This window comes from Sphingobacterium bovistauri (assembly GCF_020295405.1).
In the GTDB taxonomy this organism is placed as follows: domain Bacteria; phylum Bacteroidota; class Bacteroidia; order Sphingobacteriales; family Sphingobacteriaceae; genus Sphingobacterium; species Sphingobacterium bovistauri.
Genome location: NZ_JADEYP010000006.1, coordinates 89,825 through 104,838, shown reverse-complemented (window position 1 = coordinate 104,838; position 15,014 = coordinate 89,825). Strand labels below are relative to the sequence as shown.

The 15,014-nt window shown below is 36.1% G+C and carries 13 protein-coding genes; 6 read left to right on the top strand and 7 right to left on the bottom strand.

Annotated features, from left to right (window positions below):
- Positions 1-14 precede the first annotated feature (14 nt).
- Positions 15-2,132, top strand: coding sequence for a fibronectin type III domain-containing protein (locus IPZ78_RS05135; RefSeq protein ID WP_225551922.1), 2,118 nt, complete (start codon positions 15-17; stop codon positions 2,130-2,132).
- A gap of 53 nt (positions 2,133-2,185) precedes the next feature.
- Here the strand turns inward: IPZ78_RS05135 and IPZ78_RS05130 are convergent, their stop codons facing one another.
- The 7 genes from IPZ78_RS05130 to IPZ78_RS05100 form a co-directional block, all read right to left on the bottom strand.
- Positions 2,186-2,713 carry an acyl-CoA thioesterase gene (locus IPZ78_RS05130; protein ID WP_225551921.1) on the bottom strand — a complete coding sequence of 176 codons (528 nt, stop codon included), beginning with the start codon at positions 2,711-2,713 and terminating at the stop codon, positions 2,186-2,188.
- Entirely contained in the window at positions 2,714-3,625 is a 912-nt protein-coding gene (locus IPZ78_RS05125; protein WP_225551920.1) for an SDR family oxidoreductase, read from the bottom strand.
- Positions 3,626-3,627: 2 nt separating this feature from the next.
- Positions 3,628-4,569 (bottom strand): M20/M25/M40 family metallo-hydrolase, encoded by a 942-nt coding sequence (locus tag IPZ78_RS05120; protein WP_225551919.1) that lies wholly within the window; start codon positions 4,567-4,569, stop codon positions 3,628-3,630.
- Positions 4,570-4,634: 65 nt separating this feature from the next.
- The gene (locus tag IPZ78_RS05115; protein ID WP_225551918.1) at positions 4,635-5,285 is read right to left on the bottom strand and encodes a lipoprotein signal peptidase; all 651 of its coding nucleotides are present in this window, start codon (positions 5,283-5,285) and stop codon (positions 4,635-4,637) included.
- 71 nt (positions 5,286-5,356) lie between these two features.
- A complete protein-coding gene (locus IPZ78_RS05110; protein WP_225551917.1) occupies positions 5,357-5,743 on the bottom strand; it encodes a TraR/DksA family transcriptional regulator in 387 nt (128 codons plus the stop codon).
- Between the two features lie 3 nt (positions 5,744-5,746).
- Positions 5,747-9,160 carry an isoleucine--tRNA ligase gene (ileS, locus tag IPZ78_RS05105; protein WP_225551916.1) on the bottom strand — a complete coding sequence of 1,138 codons (3,414 nt, stop codon included), beginning with the start codon at positions 9,158-9,160 and terminating at the stop codon, positions 5,747-5,749.
- A gap of 164 nt (positions 9,161-9,324) precedes the next feature.
- Complete coding sequence (locus IPZ78_RS05100) at positions 9,325-9,678, bottom strand: HesB/IscA family protein (protein WP_225551915.1); 354 nt, start codon at positions 9,676-9,678, stop codon at positions 9,325-9,327.
- Between the two features lie 101 nt (positions 9,679-9,779).
- Between IPZ78_RS05100 and IPZ78_RS05095 the strand changes: the two genes are divergently transcribed.
- The 5 genes from IPZ78_RS05095 to ffh all read left to right on the top strand — a co-directional run bounded on the left by IPZ78_RS05095 (position 9,780) and on the right by ffh (position 14,963).
- The gene (locus IPZ78_RS05095) at positions 9,780-10,307 is read left to right on the top strand and encodes a DUF7935 family protein (protein WP_225551914.1); all 528 of its coding nucleotides are present in this window, start codon (positions 9,780-9,782) and stop codon (positions 10,305-10,307) included.
- Positions 10,308-10,469: 162 nt separating this feature from the next.
- Positions 10,470-11,741: a serine hydroxymethyltransferase gene (locus IPZ78_RS05090; protein WP_225551913.1), complete on the top strand. Its 1,272-nt coding sequence runs from the start codon at positions 10,470-10,472 to the stop codon at positions 11,739-11,741.
- A gap of 254 nt (positions 11,742-11,995) precedes the next feature.
- A complete protein-coding gene (locus IPZ78_RS05085; RefSeq protein WP_225551912.1) occupies positions 11,996-12,586 on the top strand; it encodes an RNA polymerase sigma factor in 591 nt (196 codons plus the stop codon).
- A gap of 210 nt (positions 12,587-12,796) precedes the next feature.
- Positions 12,797-13,483: a zinc metallopeptidase gene (locus IPZ78_RS05080; RefSeq protein ID WP_225551911.1), complete on the top strand. Its 687-nt coding sequence runs from the start codon at positions 12,797-12,799 to the stop codon at positions 13,481-13,483.
- A gap of 136 nt (positions 13,484-13,619) precedes the next feature.
- Entirely contained in the window at positions 13,620-14,963 is a 1,344-nt protein-coding gene (ffh, locus tag IPZ78_RS05075; protein ID WP_225551910.1) for a signal recognition particle protein, read from the top strand.
- Positions 14,964-15,014: the final 51 nt, after the last annotated feature.

Sequence of the window (15,014 nt, the reverse complement as noted above, 5' to 3'; positions counted from 1 at the left end):
AATATAGACACACGATGAAAAGATATATTTTAATACTGTATAGCATGCTAATTTGTGTACATATTAGTTTGTCCCAGAATGTTAATAAAACAGTAGTAGCTAAGACAGATACAATACGCAAAGAGCTTGTGGTTGGAAAGCTATCCTTACAGGCAAAAGGATACAAAGATAAAATAGCTCTTCGTTGGGGATTAGATAATGCTGCTGCATGGCCGTTTCTACAGCATATCGGCGTTCATATCGACTTAGTTGAAATGGACGAAAAGAATAATACCTTGTTAACGGATTGGATTCGTGTAACTTCTGAGCCGATCAAGCCTTGGTCGAAAGACTATTTTCAACAAGCTGGTGTAATGAATGCAGAGGATGACAATCTATTAGTTGCCGCTCAGGCTTTGTATGGTCAACTTGGAACGGGGCAAGTTAATACTAAAGACATGAATGCTGTCCAGGAAGCCGATATTGCCTATAATAACATGTTTTTATTGGCTATGATGGCTGCAGATTTTTCGCCTAAGGCTGCACAAGCCTTAGGACTTTATTACTCATACAGTACTCCTGTAAATAAAAATCATAAGTACGCATTCCGAGTTTATTCGGCACAACAACACGATGTTATAAAAATTGATACGGCTTATTATATCTATGCCGGATTTGCATTGGACGAAATTATAGCACCGGCTTTTGTTAGTGCAAAGGGTAAAGATGAGATTATTGAAATTTCTTGGCCAAAAAATAATGCTTACAATAAATTTACGTCCTATAATATAGAACGTTCCCTAGATAGTATTCATTTCGAAAAAATCAATGCTAATCCCGTTGTATTTAATTTGTCAGACGATACCAAAACTGATTTTATATACGCTGATAGTGTTTCGAATTATGTAAAATATTATTACCGAATAAATGGTACAGATGCTTTTGGGGATGTGAGTTATTATTCTGAGCCACGATCGGCTATGGCGGTAAATCAATTGTCGCCATATAGCCCATCACTGACGGCTAATCTTTCTGTTGGTAAGGATAAAGTCGAACTCAACTGGACTCAAAAGGTAGATCCGAACAGACCTCTGCGTGGTTTTATTATACGTCGAGGAGAAGATCGCAATAAATTAGATCAGGCTATTCATAGCGAAATACTAAAACCTGATTCTCGCAGCTTTGTGGATGTGCCGAAGAATTTGACCAAGGGATATTTTTACCAAGTCATGGCGATAGATACTTCGGACAATTACGTGATGAGCGATATCAAGTATATTTTCGCATTTGACACCATTCCTCCCAAAGCACCTATCGGAATGAAAGGTCTAATAGATACATTAGGTAGAGTAACATTGACTTGGGAGAATGATCGTTCAGACAACGTATATGCCTATCGGATTTTTGCGGCAAATAGTCCTAACAATACCTTTTCACCTGTGACAGCTGCTCTAGTAAGAGATACATCTTTTGTAGATAGTATCAGTTTTAATGTGTCCAATCGCAAGATTTATTACAAAATCGTAGCATTGGATGGTAGTAATAATCACAGTGAAATGAGTGAAGTGTTGGTCCTTGATAAGCCAAAAGTCATTGCTTCACCAGCTCCTGTGATTAGTGATTTTCAAGTTCTGGACAAGAAGGTATCCATAACTTTTGCTGTACTACCCGATGAGGAAACGCAAAAAATATTGATCTTTCGTAAAGTAATTCAAAATAATAGTAATGCTGCATGGCAAGAGATTGCTTCTTTAGCTCCTGAAGCTCGAGCATATATGGATTCGACAGTCAATACAGGTACTAGGTATCTATATATGGTCAGAAGTAAAGATGTTTTCAATATGTTTTCAGATGAAAGTGTTCCCCTGGAAGTATTGGTTTATCATGTTAGTTTAGTTGCACCAGATCTTAAATTTGATTATGTCAAAAATAAAGAGAATGGAATCAAACTAAAATGGAATACACCTAAAGAAAAAGTGCTTTTTTATATTTTGTACAAAGATACAGGAAACGGAATGACAGAATTTAAATCACTAGAAGCAACAGAAAATTTATTCGAAGATGATGATAAAGGGGTATTACGTTATGGTATTAAAGCTATGTATGAGAATAAAGATATAGACAATGAAATAGTTATTAAAAAAATTAAATAACTATAGAGTATTGTTTTGTAAAAAAGCGAGATTTTTTGGTCTCGCTTTTTTATTTATCCTTTATGATCGAATAGTCCAACTATATTTTTTAATGCAGGAGCGTTTTCAGGTTTTAGTTTTCCTGCCAGAATTAAGCGTAACTCACGGCGTTGCAATGCTTCCTCAAAAAGTTGTTTTTCTTTTTCTGTTTCAGGAATTAATTGTGGAACAACTTTAGGTTTTCCTTCTGGATCTAGCGCTACAAAAGTATAATAGGCCTCGTTACTTTTTTCTTTCGTTCCTTTAGGGAGATTTTGAGCAAAAATTTCCATTCTCACTTCGACCGAGGTGTTGAAAGCTCTTGTTACTTGAGCTTGAATAGTTACTACTTCACCAAGTTTGATGGAACGTTTGAAGGATACATTATCTACAGAAGCTGTCACAACTACATTACTACAGTGTTTTTGCGCGGACATAGCCGAACAAATATCCATCCAATATAAAAGTCTTCCGCCCATCAGGTTGCCAAACGTATTGGTGTCATTGGGTAATACCAATTCATTCATTTCTGTATAGGATTCGTGTGCTTTTTTTGCTTCCATTTAGCTGTTATATTTTTTTAATTGTTCTTCAATTTTATGCAAAGATACAATAAATGGGGTAGGCGTGAAGTTTAATATTTCTTCTGCTTTATCCAAAATGAATCCGGTTTTTCGTGGACGATTAGTTGCTTGGCCGATTTCTGCTGCTGTAATAGGAGATATCAACGATTTATCTAAGTTCCACGTGTCAGCCAGCTTTTCGACAGCATCCAATATGGTCATCATTTCATTTCCAGAGATATGAAAGACACCTGAAACTTTCTTTTTCATTACTGTGTAACAAGCATCAGCCAAGTCATCTACCCAAGTTGGCATACGCCACTGGTCAGACACCACATTAATAGTTTTTTCGTTTTCTAATTGTTTTTTTGCCCATAAGACTAGATTACTTCGCCCTTTATCGGGTATTGCGCCATAAACCAAAATTGTGCGTACAATAGCAGCATTTGGATTTGAAATCAAAATGGTTTTTTCTGCGTCAATTTTACTTTGTCCATATTGATTGGTAGCGCTTACACTATCAGATTCACTGTAAGGTCCATTTTCACCATCAAAAACAAAATCTGTCGAAAGAAATGTATAATGGATGGCGAGTTCATTAGATAATTCAGCCAATTTTTTGGAAAGGTCAACATTAATTTGTTGTGCCAAATCTGGATTTTGTTCACATATCTCAACACTTGTTAGCGCTGCGGTATGCAAAATATGGGTAGGTCGAAAATCTCTAATTATTTGGGTCAAACGCTGAAAATCTAATACATCCAATTGTTGAAATGTGTTTTCATCCAAATAGGGATTACGATTTTCTGATTTAGAAATACCAAGGATTGTGTTTATATCAGTGTAATTTTCGAGTTTTTCACAAAATTTTTGGCCTAAAAAACCATTAGATCCAGTTAGTAATACACGCATATTTAATTTGTCCAGATAAAATCCATTTTGTCCTGCAGCATAGAATTGTCAATGACTTTTATTTCTAATTCCAAAATAGATTTTAAGGCCTTATAATCAATTTTGTCGGCATCATCGGTTGCTTTGTGGTAATCATCATGTCCGCCAGTATGAAAAAATAACACGGGGATATTCTTTTTATAGAATGAGGTTTGGTCGGATCCACCATTACCATCTTTGCTTTTGTTGAATTTTATATCACTAGTTATATTTTCAAATATTGCAGGAAACTTTGAGCTCGTACCATAACCAATGACAGCCAATCCACTATCTGGGTTATAGCGACCAATCATATCCATATTGAGCATCCAATGAATTTTATCTAATGGCATTGTAGGGTTTTCAGTCCAATATTTAGAACCAATGAGGCCTAATTCTTCTGCCGAAAAGGCAATAAATAAGATGTTAAATTTCTCTTTAATTTTGTTGGTGCTATAATATCTTACTAATTCGAGCAGCCCGGCTACACCAGAAGCGTTATCGTCTGCACCATTGTGAATTTGTCCGATATGTGCAGGTTCTCTCGTACCCCCAAAATTACCATATCCAAGATGGTCATAGTGTGCACCAACGACAATCGTATAAGGCGCATCATTATCCAAAAAACCGATAATATTCTCCGCTGGTCTAATACTATCGGGTACAGTTACACGACGTACTTTTGCGGTAAAGTCCTGTCTGAACCCCTTTGTGCCTAATGGCACAAGTTTATGCTTTTTGAATTGATTTTCAATATAATTTGCAGATTTGGCGAGTTCTTTAGAACCAGTAGCCCTTCCTTTCATTTTGTCATCCGCCAAATAATAGATGTGTTTTTTTAATCTATTAATTTCTATTTCTTGCGCTGTAAGTTTGAAACTAATAGCTGTTAATAGTATCGAGAATATAAAAATGTATGTTTTCATCTTCTTATTTAGTGAGAAGTAAATATAAAAATAAAGGGCTAGATTATTATGTCTAGCCCTTTATTTTAGTCTTCAAGAATTTCGCTGTGCGGCGTCTCTTTTTCTTGGTGTTCTTCTTTGAAATATCTTTTTTGGAATATTAATATTAAAAATACACCTACCGAAATAGCAGAATCAGCTATGTTAAAAACAGGTCTGAAGAATAAGAAATCTTCACCTCCCCAGATTGGAAACCAAGTAGGGAACGTTCCATTGATAAGTGGAAAATATAACATATCCACTACTTTACCATGAAGTAAGGAAGCGTAGCCTCCAGCTTCTGGGAATAGCAGTGCTTTATCATAATAGGTACTCTCACTAAAAATTACACCGTAGAATACGGAATCAATAATATTACCAACTGCACCTGCGAATATTAATGCTACATTCAAAATAAATCCACGGTTGTATTTATTCTGAATCATATAATGCAAACCGTATCCAATACCACAAACAGCTATTATACGAAATAGTGTTAAGAATAATTTTCCATAATCGCCGCCAAATTCCATACCATAGGCCATTCCTGGATTCTCGATAAAGTGAATGATAAATTTATTGCCAAGAATATTGTAATCTTGACCAATCGTCATGTTCAACTTTACCCAAAATTTGGATATTTGGTCAATCAAAAGGATAATCGTTATTAGGATTAAGGGTTTAGTATAGCCTTTCATATAGTTTTCATAAAATAGCCTTTACAATAGAAGAATTGCAAAGGCTATCTCTCGCTTTTAAAATTTCGTGATTAGTATTGTTTGTTTTTAGCCTCAATACTTAATGTCGTATGAGGTACAGCTTTCAAACGCTCTTTTTGAATTAATTTTCCTGTTTCTCTACAGATTCCGTAAGTCTTGTTTTCAATACGCACAAGAGCAGCTTCTAAGTTATCAATAAACTTTTTTTGACGAGCAGCCAACTGATTTGTTTGCTCTTTCTCTAATGTAGCTGAACCATCTTCTAACGTCTTGTAAGTACCTGCGGTATCATCTGTTCCGTTGGCATTACCACCACTTAAAGTTTTGGTCAATGCATCAAGCTCCTCTCTAGCAATTCTCAATTTCTCAAGAATGATAGCTTTGAATTCTTGAAGTTCAACATCACTGTAACGTGTTTTTTCTGTGTTTTCTCCCATAATCTAATATTTTTCGATTAATACCTCAAGTTTATTTTCATTGATCTCAATGTTGTCATTAGACGTTACAACATCCACAAAATCAAATGAATCAGCTAGTATTTCGGTGCAAATATACGATAAATTATTTTGGGCAGCTTCTTCGATCTCATTATTTCTACTAAGCTGTACTTTTATTCTGTCTGTAACCTCAAAACCCTTGTCTTTACGTAGATTTTGAATGCGATTTATTAGCTCACGCGCGATACCTTCTTGTTTTAATTCTGGTGTAAGTTGAATATCCAAAGCAACAGTTAAGTTTCCTAAATTCGCTACTTGCCAACCTGCTACGTCCTCCGCGATGATTTCTACATCTTCTAAGGTTATCGTATGCCCTGTCTCTGGTAATACTAAAGAACCATTTTTCTCCAATGTCAAAATTTCTTCTGGCCCAAATGATTGGATTGCAGTGCTTACGACTTTCATATCTTTACCTACTTTAGCACCTAAAGCCTTGAAGTTAGGTTTGATTTTTTTCTTGATAATTCCCGTAGTATCCGTGATGAATTCGATGTCTTTGATGTTAGTCTCTGACAAAATCAAATCTTTTACTTTCTCCACTTTTTCTTGGAAAGCAGTATCTAGAACGGGAACCAATATTTTACTTAATGGTTGACGTACATTGATACCTACTTTTTTGCGAAGGGACAACGTCAATGAAGAAATGTTTTGTGCCAGAGCCATTCTTTCTTCTAATGCTTTATCCACTAATTCTGTGTGATAAACAGGGAAGTCAGCTAAGTGAACAGATTCAAAGTTCTCTTTGTTCGTTGCATTGTTCAAATCTAAATACAATTGATCAGCAAAGAACGGCGAAATTGGTGCCATTAATTTCGCGATAGTATCTAGACAAGTATATAATGTTTGATATGCCGAAATTTTATCTTCTGTGTATTCACCTTTCCAGAAACGACGGCGACACAAACGTACGTACCAATTACTCAAGTGTTCATCTACAAAATTTTGAATAGCACGAGCTGCTTTAGTAGGTTCGTAATCTGCGTAGAACCCATCAACTTCTTTGCTTAAACTATTTAATAGTGAAATAATCCATCTGTCGATTTCAGGACGGTTTTCTAAAGCTATTTCTGGTTCAGCATAGCTGAATTTGTCGATATTAGCGTATAAAGCAAAGAATGCGTAGGTATTATACAATGTTCCGAAGAATTTACGACGTACTTCGTCCAAACCTTCTTCGTTGAATTTCAAATTATCCCACGGTGATGCATTACTGATCATGTACCAACGTGTTGCATCAGCCGAGTATTTTTCGATAGTAGCAAATGGGTCAACACCGTTTCCAAGACGCTTAGACATTTTGTTGCCATTTTTGTCTAATACTAATCCATTAGAAACGACATTTTTGAACGCTACAGAGCCTTGAACCATTGTCGATATAGCATGAAGCGTAAAGAACCAACCACGTGTTTGGTCCACGCCTTCAGCGATGAAATCAGCAGGGAATGCTGAATTGTATTCTCCTTTGAATGGAAGTGAATCGCCAGCTGCTAATTTATCGTAATCTAATCCCCATTGTGCATATGGCATAGCCCCTGAATCAAACCAAACGTCAATTAAGTCTAACTCACGGAACATTTTTTGTCCTGATTCAGAAACGAAAACAATATGATCCACATATGGACGGTGAAGATCTAATTTATCCGATCCGAATTTATCTAAATATTCTTTGTTAACTGCTTTCTCTTCTGCCGAAAGAACATCTGATGCTAATGAAGCTTCTAATAAAGCCTTCATTTCTATCATTGAGCCGATACAAATTTCTTCGTTTTGGTCTTCTGTTCTCCAGATTGGTAGTGGTGTACCCCAATATCTAGAACGTGATAAGTTCCAATCTACTAAGTTTTCTAACCAATTACCAAAACGACCTGATCCCGTAGCTTCTGGTTTCCAGTTGATAGTTTTATTTAATTCTACCAATTGCTCTTTCACGGCAGTAGTTTTGATAAACCAGCTATCCAATGGATAGTATAATACTGGTTTATCCGTACGCCAACAGTGTGGGTAAGTGTGTTCGTATTTCTTAACGTCAAACGCTTTATTATCTTCTTTTAATTTGATAGCGATCAATACATCTGTCGGACGGAATTCTTTGTCTTCGCGTTCTTCAGTTGAATAATATTCTTCTTTCACAAAACGACCCGCAAAGTCTGTTACTTCTTGTACAAAACGACCTGTACGATCTACAGTAGGACCTTCTTTACCATTTTCGTCTTTCACCAAAATAGCGGGAACTCCTGCTTCTTTGGCTACACGAAAGTCATCCGCACCGTAAGTAGGCGCGATATGAACGATACCTGTACCGTCTTCTGTCGTAACAAAATCACCAGGGATTACACGGAAAGCTTTTTCCAATAATTCTTCCGAAGTGATGTATGGCATCAATTGGTGGTAACGGATACCAACCAATTCTGCGCCAGAAAATTCAGCTACCTGTTCCCAAGGCACAATTTTATCACCTACTTTGTAATCTTGGAAAGATGCATCTTGTCCCTCAGCTTTGAAATGTTTGCTGATTAAGTTTTTTGCTAAGACTACAGAAACTGGAGAGCCTGTATATTGATTGAAAGTTTTGATTTTTACGTATTCAATTTTTGGACCGACAGCCAAAGCCGAGTTACTTGGTAATGTCCAAGGTGTCGTTGTCCATGCGATAAAAGCGACATCCTCATCTGCTGTTTCCACCAAAGAATTGATCAACGGGTGTACTTGTGCTTTGTCAATACGGAATTCAGCTACGATAGTTGTGTCTTTTACATCTTTATACGTACCTGGTTGGTTCAATTCGTGCGAACTCAAACCTGTTCCTGCAGCAGGTGAATATGGTTGAATAGTGTATCCTTTGTACAAAAGGCCTTTTTTGTATAGGTCTTTCAACAAGAACCACAGCGTTTCAATGTATTCGTTTTGATAGGTAATGTATGGGTTTTCTAAGTCAACCCAGTATCCCATTTTTTCTGTCAAGTCATTCCACACGTCGGTGTATTTCATGACCTCTTTTCGACAAGCATTGTTGTAGTCTTCAACAGAAATTTTTGTACCGATATCTTCTTTGGTAATGCCTAAAGATTTCTCTACAGCCAATTCAATAGGAAGACCGTGTGTATCCCAACCACCTTTACGTTTTACTTGGTAGCCTTTTAAAGTTTTATAACGACAGAAAATATCCTTAATCGCACGAGCCATTACGTGGTGAATGCCTGGCATACCATTCGCCGAAGGAGGTCCCTCATAAAAAGTGTATGGTTTGCTTGCAGGACGGTTCGAAATACTTTTTTCGAAAATGTTCTCTGCTCCCCAACGATTTAAAACTTCTTTGCCGATTTCCGGTAAATTTAACTGCTTATATTCCTTGTACATCACGTATTTTATATCAATTTTTCAAAGGTCGCTAATTTAATCAAATAAGTTTGAAAATGGAAGGTGAATTTGGTAGGGCTGATTGTTAGGGTTATTATTTTAATATCCAAAAACAACAAAGCCCTTACATGTAGGGGCTTTGTTGTTTTTGGTAAGCGATCTCCTTAGGCTGAGAAGCTCGATCCGCAGCCGCAAGTACTTGATGCATTTGGGTTATTGAATGTAAAACCACGTGCATCTAAACCATTTTTGAAATCAACTTCCATTCCAGCCAAATACATGCCGTGTGCCTTATTCATAAAAACACGGATACCTTCGATTTCGTATTCCGAATCACCATCTTTCTTTGTGTCAAAGCCTAAAATATAGCTCATTCCTGAACAGCCACCACCTTCAACACCTAATCTTAGACCAAAATCAGAACCTAATTCTTGTTGATCAATTAGTTTTTTTAATTCCTCAACTGCTCCTGCTGTCAAAGTAACAGGTGCAGCAGTTGTTATATTTTCAGTACTCATAGTATTATCCTTTCTGAATTGATAGTTAAACAAAATTACATATTTTTAGGCTTTAAAATATAACCTTATAATTTTTGACAATTAATAAACACTAGATTAATATGGAATTTGTTGAGTTGCTGAAACAATTATTTATTGTAGCATTTGGAGTATTAGTCGCATTGGTATTGGCTTTTTATGTCGTGTGGCCCAAAATAGAATATCTTTTTCTAAAAGTAAATGACATCGGGCAAAACAAAGAATTGCTTAAAAATAACCAACAACTTAAGTTTGCGGCATACGAGAGATTGATTTTGTTTGCTCATCGTATTGCTCCTTATCAAGTGATGTTGCGTAACCACAATCCTAATATTACGGTAGAGCAATTCAAACAATTATTAATGGCTGATATTGAAAATGAGTATCAGCATAATTTTACACAGCAATTATATGTAACAGATGCGGCATGGTCAATCGTCAAAGATTTAAAGGATAGTACGATCGGATTGCTCAAAAACTCAAGCAAAGTGATTTCATCTGATGCTAAGGTGGATGATTATGTCAATATAGTATTAAAACATCTGTCTGAATTAGATGTAAATCCGTATGAAGCAGCACAATTAATTCTTAAAAAGGAGCTTTCTGCCTAATAATATTTTACTATTTCAAATATTTAGAGACCTTTGATGAGGATTTGATTCTATTTACTTTCTTTTTGAAAAGATGTGTTAAAGAATGTGTTGAAAAGGTAAGATAATCGTATATTTGCGTCAAAATAAAATAATACGCGTATCCAACAATAATTAAGTATAATGGAAAGAGATCAAGCCATCTTTAATCTAATCGCTGACGAGCTAAAACGCCAAGAGGAAGGTATCGAATTAATCGCTTCGGAAAACTTTGTAAGTAAACAAGTGATGGAAGCTGCAGGTTCTGTTTTGACAAACAAATATGCAGAAGGACTTCCGGGAAAACGCTATTATGGCGGTTGTGAAGTAGTTGATGAAATTGAAACTATCGCTATTGATAGAGCTAAACAACTATTCGGTGCTGAATGGGTGAATGTACAACCTCACTCTGGAGCGCAAGCTAATGCAGCCGTATTTTTAGCAACAATCAAACCTGGTGATAAGATTTTAGGTCTTGACTTGTCTCATGGTGGTCACTTGACTCACGGTTCTCCAGCTAACTTATCTGGTAAAATATACCAACCATTATTTTATGGTGTAAAAGAAGAAACTGGTCTTATTGATTACGAATCTTTAGAGGAGACTGCATTACGCGAAAAACCAAAAATGATTATTTGTGGTGCTTCTGCTTACTCTCGTGATTGGGATTATGCACGTATCCGTAAAGTAGCAGATGAAATCGGTGCCTTATTATTAGCTGATATATCTCACCCTGCTGGTCTTATTGCGAAAGGATTGTTAGCAGATCCACTTCCTCACTGTCACATCGTGACGACGACTACACACAAAACATTGCGTGGTCCTCGTGGTGGAATGATCATGGTGGGTAAAGATTTTGAAAATACTTGGGGTGCAAAAACACCTAAAGGTGAAACACGTACTATTACACAATTGTTAGATTTAGCGGTATTCCCTGGTACACAAGGTGGACCTTTGGAGCATACAATCGCTGCTAAAGCAATCGCGTATGGTGAAGCTTTGACAGATGATTATTTAGTTTACGCTAAACAAGTGCAAGCAAATGCACAAGCATTAGCGAAATATTTCGTAGATAGAGATTATAAAATTATTTCAGGTGGTACAGACAATCACTTGATGTTAGTTGATTTACGTAATAAAGATATTTCGGGTAAAGAAGCTGAAGCTGTATTAGGTTTAGCGGGAATCACTACAAATAAAAATATGGTTCCTTTCGATACACGTTCACCATTCGTGACATCAGGCGTACGTTTTGGTACAGCTGCGATTACGACTCGTGGTGTTAAAGAAGCTGAAATGTCCCAAATTGGTGAGTTAATTGACGAAGCAATCAGATTTAAGGGTGATGAAGCTAAACTAGCATCTATCCATTCTAAAGTAAAAGAAATGATGGCTAAATTCCCATTGTACAAATAATTTAATTGTCATTAAATAAGTATTAAAAGCTCCAAATTTTAATTTGGAGCTTTTTTTGTGAGAAGAATTGTGCAAACCATAATGTCAATAAATGTTAAAATCAACATAATCAGTTTGAATTTTCAGCTAATTTCAGCTATTTTGAAGAATAATTTCATTAGAATATAGTTAACATTATAAAATATTAAATACAAGCCTATCGAAACACGCTTACTCTAAAATTAATTTTGCTGAAACTTAAATAGGAAATTGTTATGAAAAATATCAATAACATGACCGATCAAGAGCTGATTCGCATCTACGAAAATGGTGATGAAAAAGGGCTTAGAATTTTGATAGATCGACATAAGAGTAAGATATACACTTCAATATATATGCGCGTGAAGGATGAGTTCATCGCTGAAGATATATTTCAAGAGACCTTTATCAAGGTTATTAACACAATAAAATCAGGTGGCTATAATGAAGAGGGCAAGTTTTTACCTTGGGTTATACGTATAGCATATAATATGGTTATTGACTATTTCCGCAAAGAGAAACGTGGCCCCACAGTCGTTAATAGTGAAGGATATGATATTTTTGAGGTTATGAATTTTACAGATGATGATGCTGAACGTAAAATGGTTCGAAAGCAAACAGATGTAGATTTGAAAAAAATAATTCAACTGTTGCCTGATGATCAGAAAGAAGTGTTGATTATGCGTCACTTTTGTGATATGAGTTTTAAGGATATCGCAGATGTTACGGATGTGAGTATCAATACTGCTTTGGGTCGTATGCGCTATGCACTAAGTAATTTAAGAAGATTAATTGAGGAACATAATTTGACTTTTCAATTTAGTTAAGCTACAATATTAGGTATTAACATTATGGTTGGCAGCGCGCATTTGATGCGCAGCCGATTCTTTTTTGTGGAATTATTGACTGATTTTTTTTATATTTGAGATTAAAGTTTGACAAGATGACAGTGTTAATTCCTGTTTTTGAACTTTGGAATTTGTTTTGATACAAGCTTTATATAACAGGATATAAAATTTAAATAAGATAAATAAGATATGGGAATTTGGGTATTACTAATAGGGATTGGAATTATCAGTATGATTGTCCAATGGAGGTTCAAGAATAAGTTTAAGAAGTATTCAGAAATGCCGCTTTCTTCAGGACTTTCTGGAGCTGAAATTGCGCAAAAAATGCTTCATGATAGTGACATATACGATGTGAAAATTATTTCTGTTGAAGGTCAATTAACAGATCACTATAATCCAGCGGATCGTACAGTCAATTTGAGTCCAGAAGTTTATCACGGTAGGAGCGTAGCTGCTGCTGCAGTTTCTGCACACGAATGTGGACATGCGATTCAACACGCTACAGCATACTCTTGGTTACAATTCCGTTCGGCAATGGTTCCTATGGTGAATGTTGCTTCGCGTGTCGTTCAATTCACTTTGATGATTGGTGTGATGCTCGCAATATTTTCCAATAATTTATTATTATTGCAAATCGGTGTAGCGGCTTTAGCAGTTACGACAGTGTTCAGTTTTGTGACTTTGCCTGTGGAGTTTGATGCGTCTAAGCGTGCTTTAGCTTGGTTAGAAACAGCTAATATCACACACGGTCGCGAAGAGCATGATGGAGCCAAAGATGCGTTAAAATGGGCTGCAATGACTTATGTAATAGCTGCATTATCTGCATTGGTTACATTATTGTACTATGCACAGATGTTATTGGGAAGAAGAGATTAATCGAATTAAAATAATAATACATGAAGGAGATAAAATATTTATCTCCTTTTTTGTTGCTTTTACATTTTGTATGGATATGCTTTCAGTTCAATTTTGTAACTTTGCGGCTTAGCATAAGAATTTCAAAAGATTAACTATGTTTTCAAATCTTCAGGATAAATTAGATAGAGCCTTTAAAGTATTAAAAGGACAAGGAAATATTACAGAAATCAACGTCGCAGAGACAATGAAGGAAATTCGCAAGGCATTATTGGATGCCGATGTGAATTATAAAACTGCCAAAAGTTTCACTGATGATGTAAAACAAAAAGCTTTAGGGGAAAACGTATTGACAAGTATTTCTCCAGGTCAGTTGTTAACTAAAATCATGAACGATGAGTTAACGGAATTGATGGGAGGAACAGTAACTGATCTTGATTTATCAAAAAATCCTACAGTTATCTTAATTGCTGGTTTGAATGGAGCTGGTAAAACAACTTTCACAGGTAAATTAGCTAATTATTTAAAAAACACTAAAGGTAAGAAACCACTATTAGTTGCGGGTGACGTGTATCGTCCTGCGGCTATTGACCAATTAGAAATTTTAGGTGGTCAAGTTGGCGTTCCTGTGTATACAGATCGTAATTCTACTGATCCAATCGCAATCGCGAAAGCAGGGGTAGAGGAAGGTAAAAGAAATGGAAATAATGTAATCATCATCGATACGGCTGGTCGTTTGGCTATTGACGAAGCGTTGATGAATGAGATCACAGCCGTAAAAGAGGTAACTCAGCCACACGAAATTCTTTTTGTAGTGGATTCTATGACAGGTCAAGATGCGGTAAATACCGCCAAAACGTTTAATGATCGTTTGGATTTTACCGGTGTAGTATTAACCAAATTAGATGGTGATACGCGTGGTGGAGCTGCTTTGTCTATTAAATCTGTCGTTAACAAACCAATTAAATTTATTGGTACGGGTGAGAAGATGGAGGCGTTGGATGTATTCTATCCAGATCGTATGGCTTCCCGTATTTTGGGTATGGGTGATGTGGTTTCCTTAGTGGAGCGTGCTCAGCAACAATTTGATGAGAAACAAGCTGCAGAACTACAAAAGAAAATTCGCAAAAATAAATTTGACTTCAACGATTTTCGCTCTCAAATCCAACAAATCAAGAAAATGGGTAACATGAAAGATTTGATTGGAATGATTCCAGGAGCTGGTAAAGCTCTTAAAGATGTTGAAATTGAGGACGATGCCTTCAAGCCTATTGAAGCAATTATTGATTCTATGACGCCATTTGAGCGTGAGAATCCTGATGCTATTGATCAACGTCGTAGAAATCGTATTGCAAAAGGGTCAGGAACAAATCTTGATGAGGTAAATAAATTATTAAAGCAATTTATGGATATGCGTAAGGTTATGAAGCAAATGTCAAATCCAGCTATGGCGGCTAAGATGATGCGTAATATGCCTAAAATGCCAGGGAAACCATTTTAATAAGATATAGAATTATTAAATATATTGAATCCGAGCTTTATGGCTTGGATT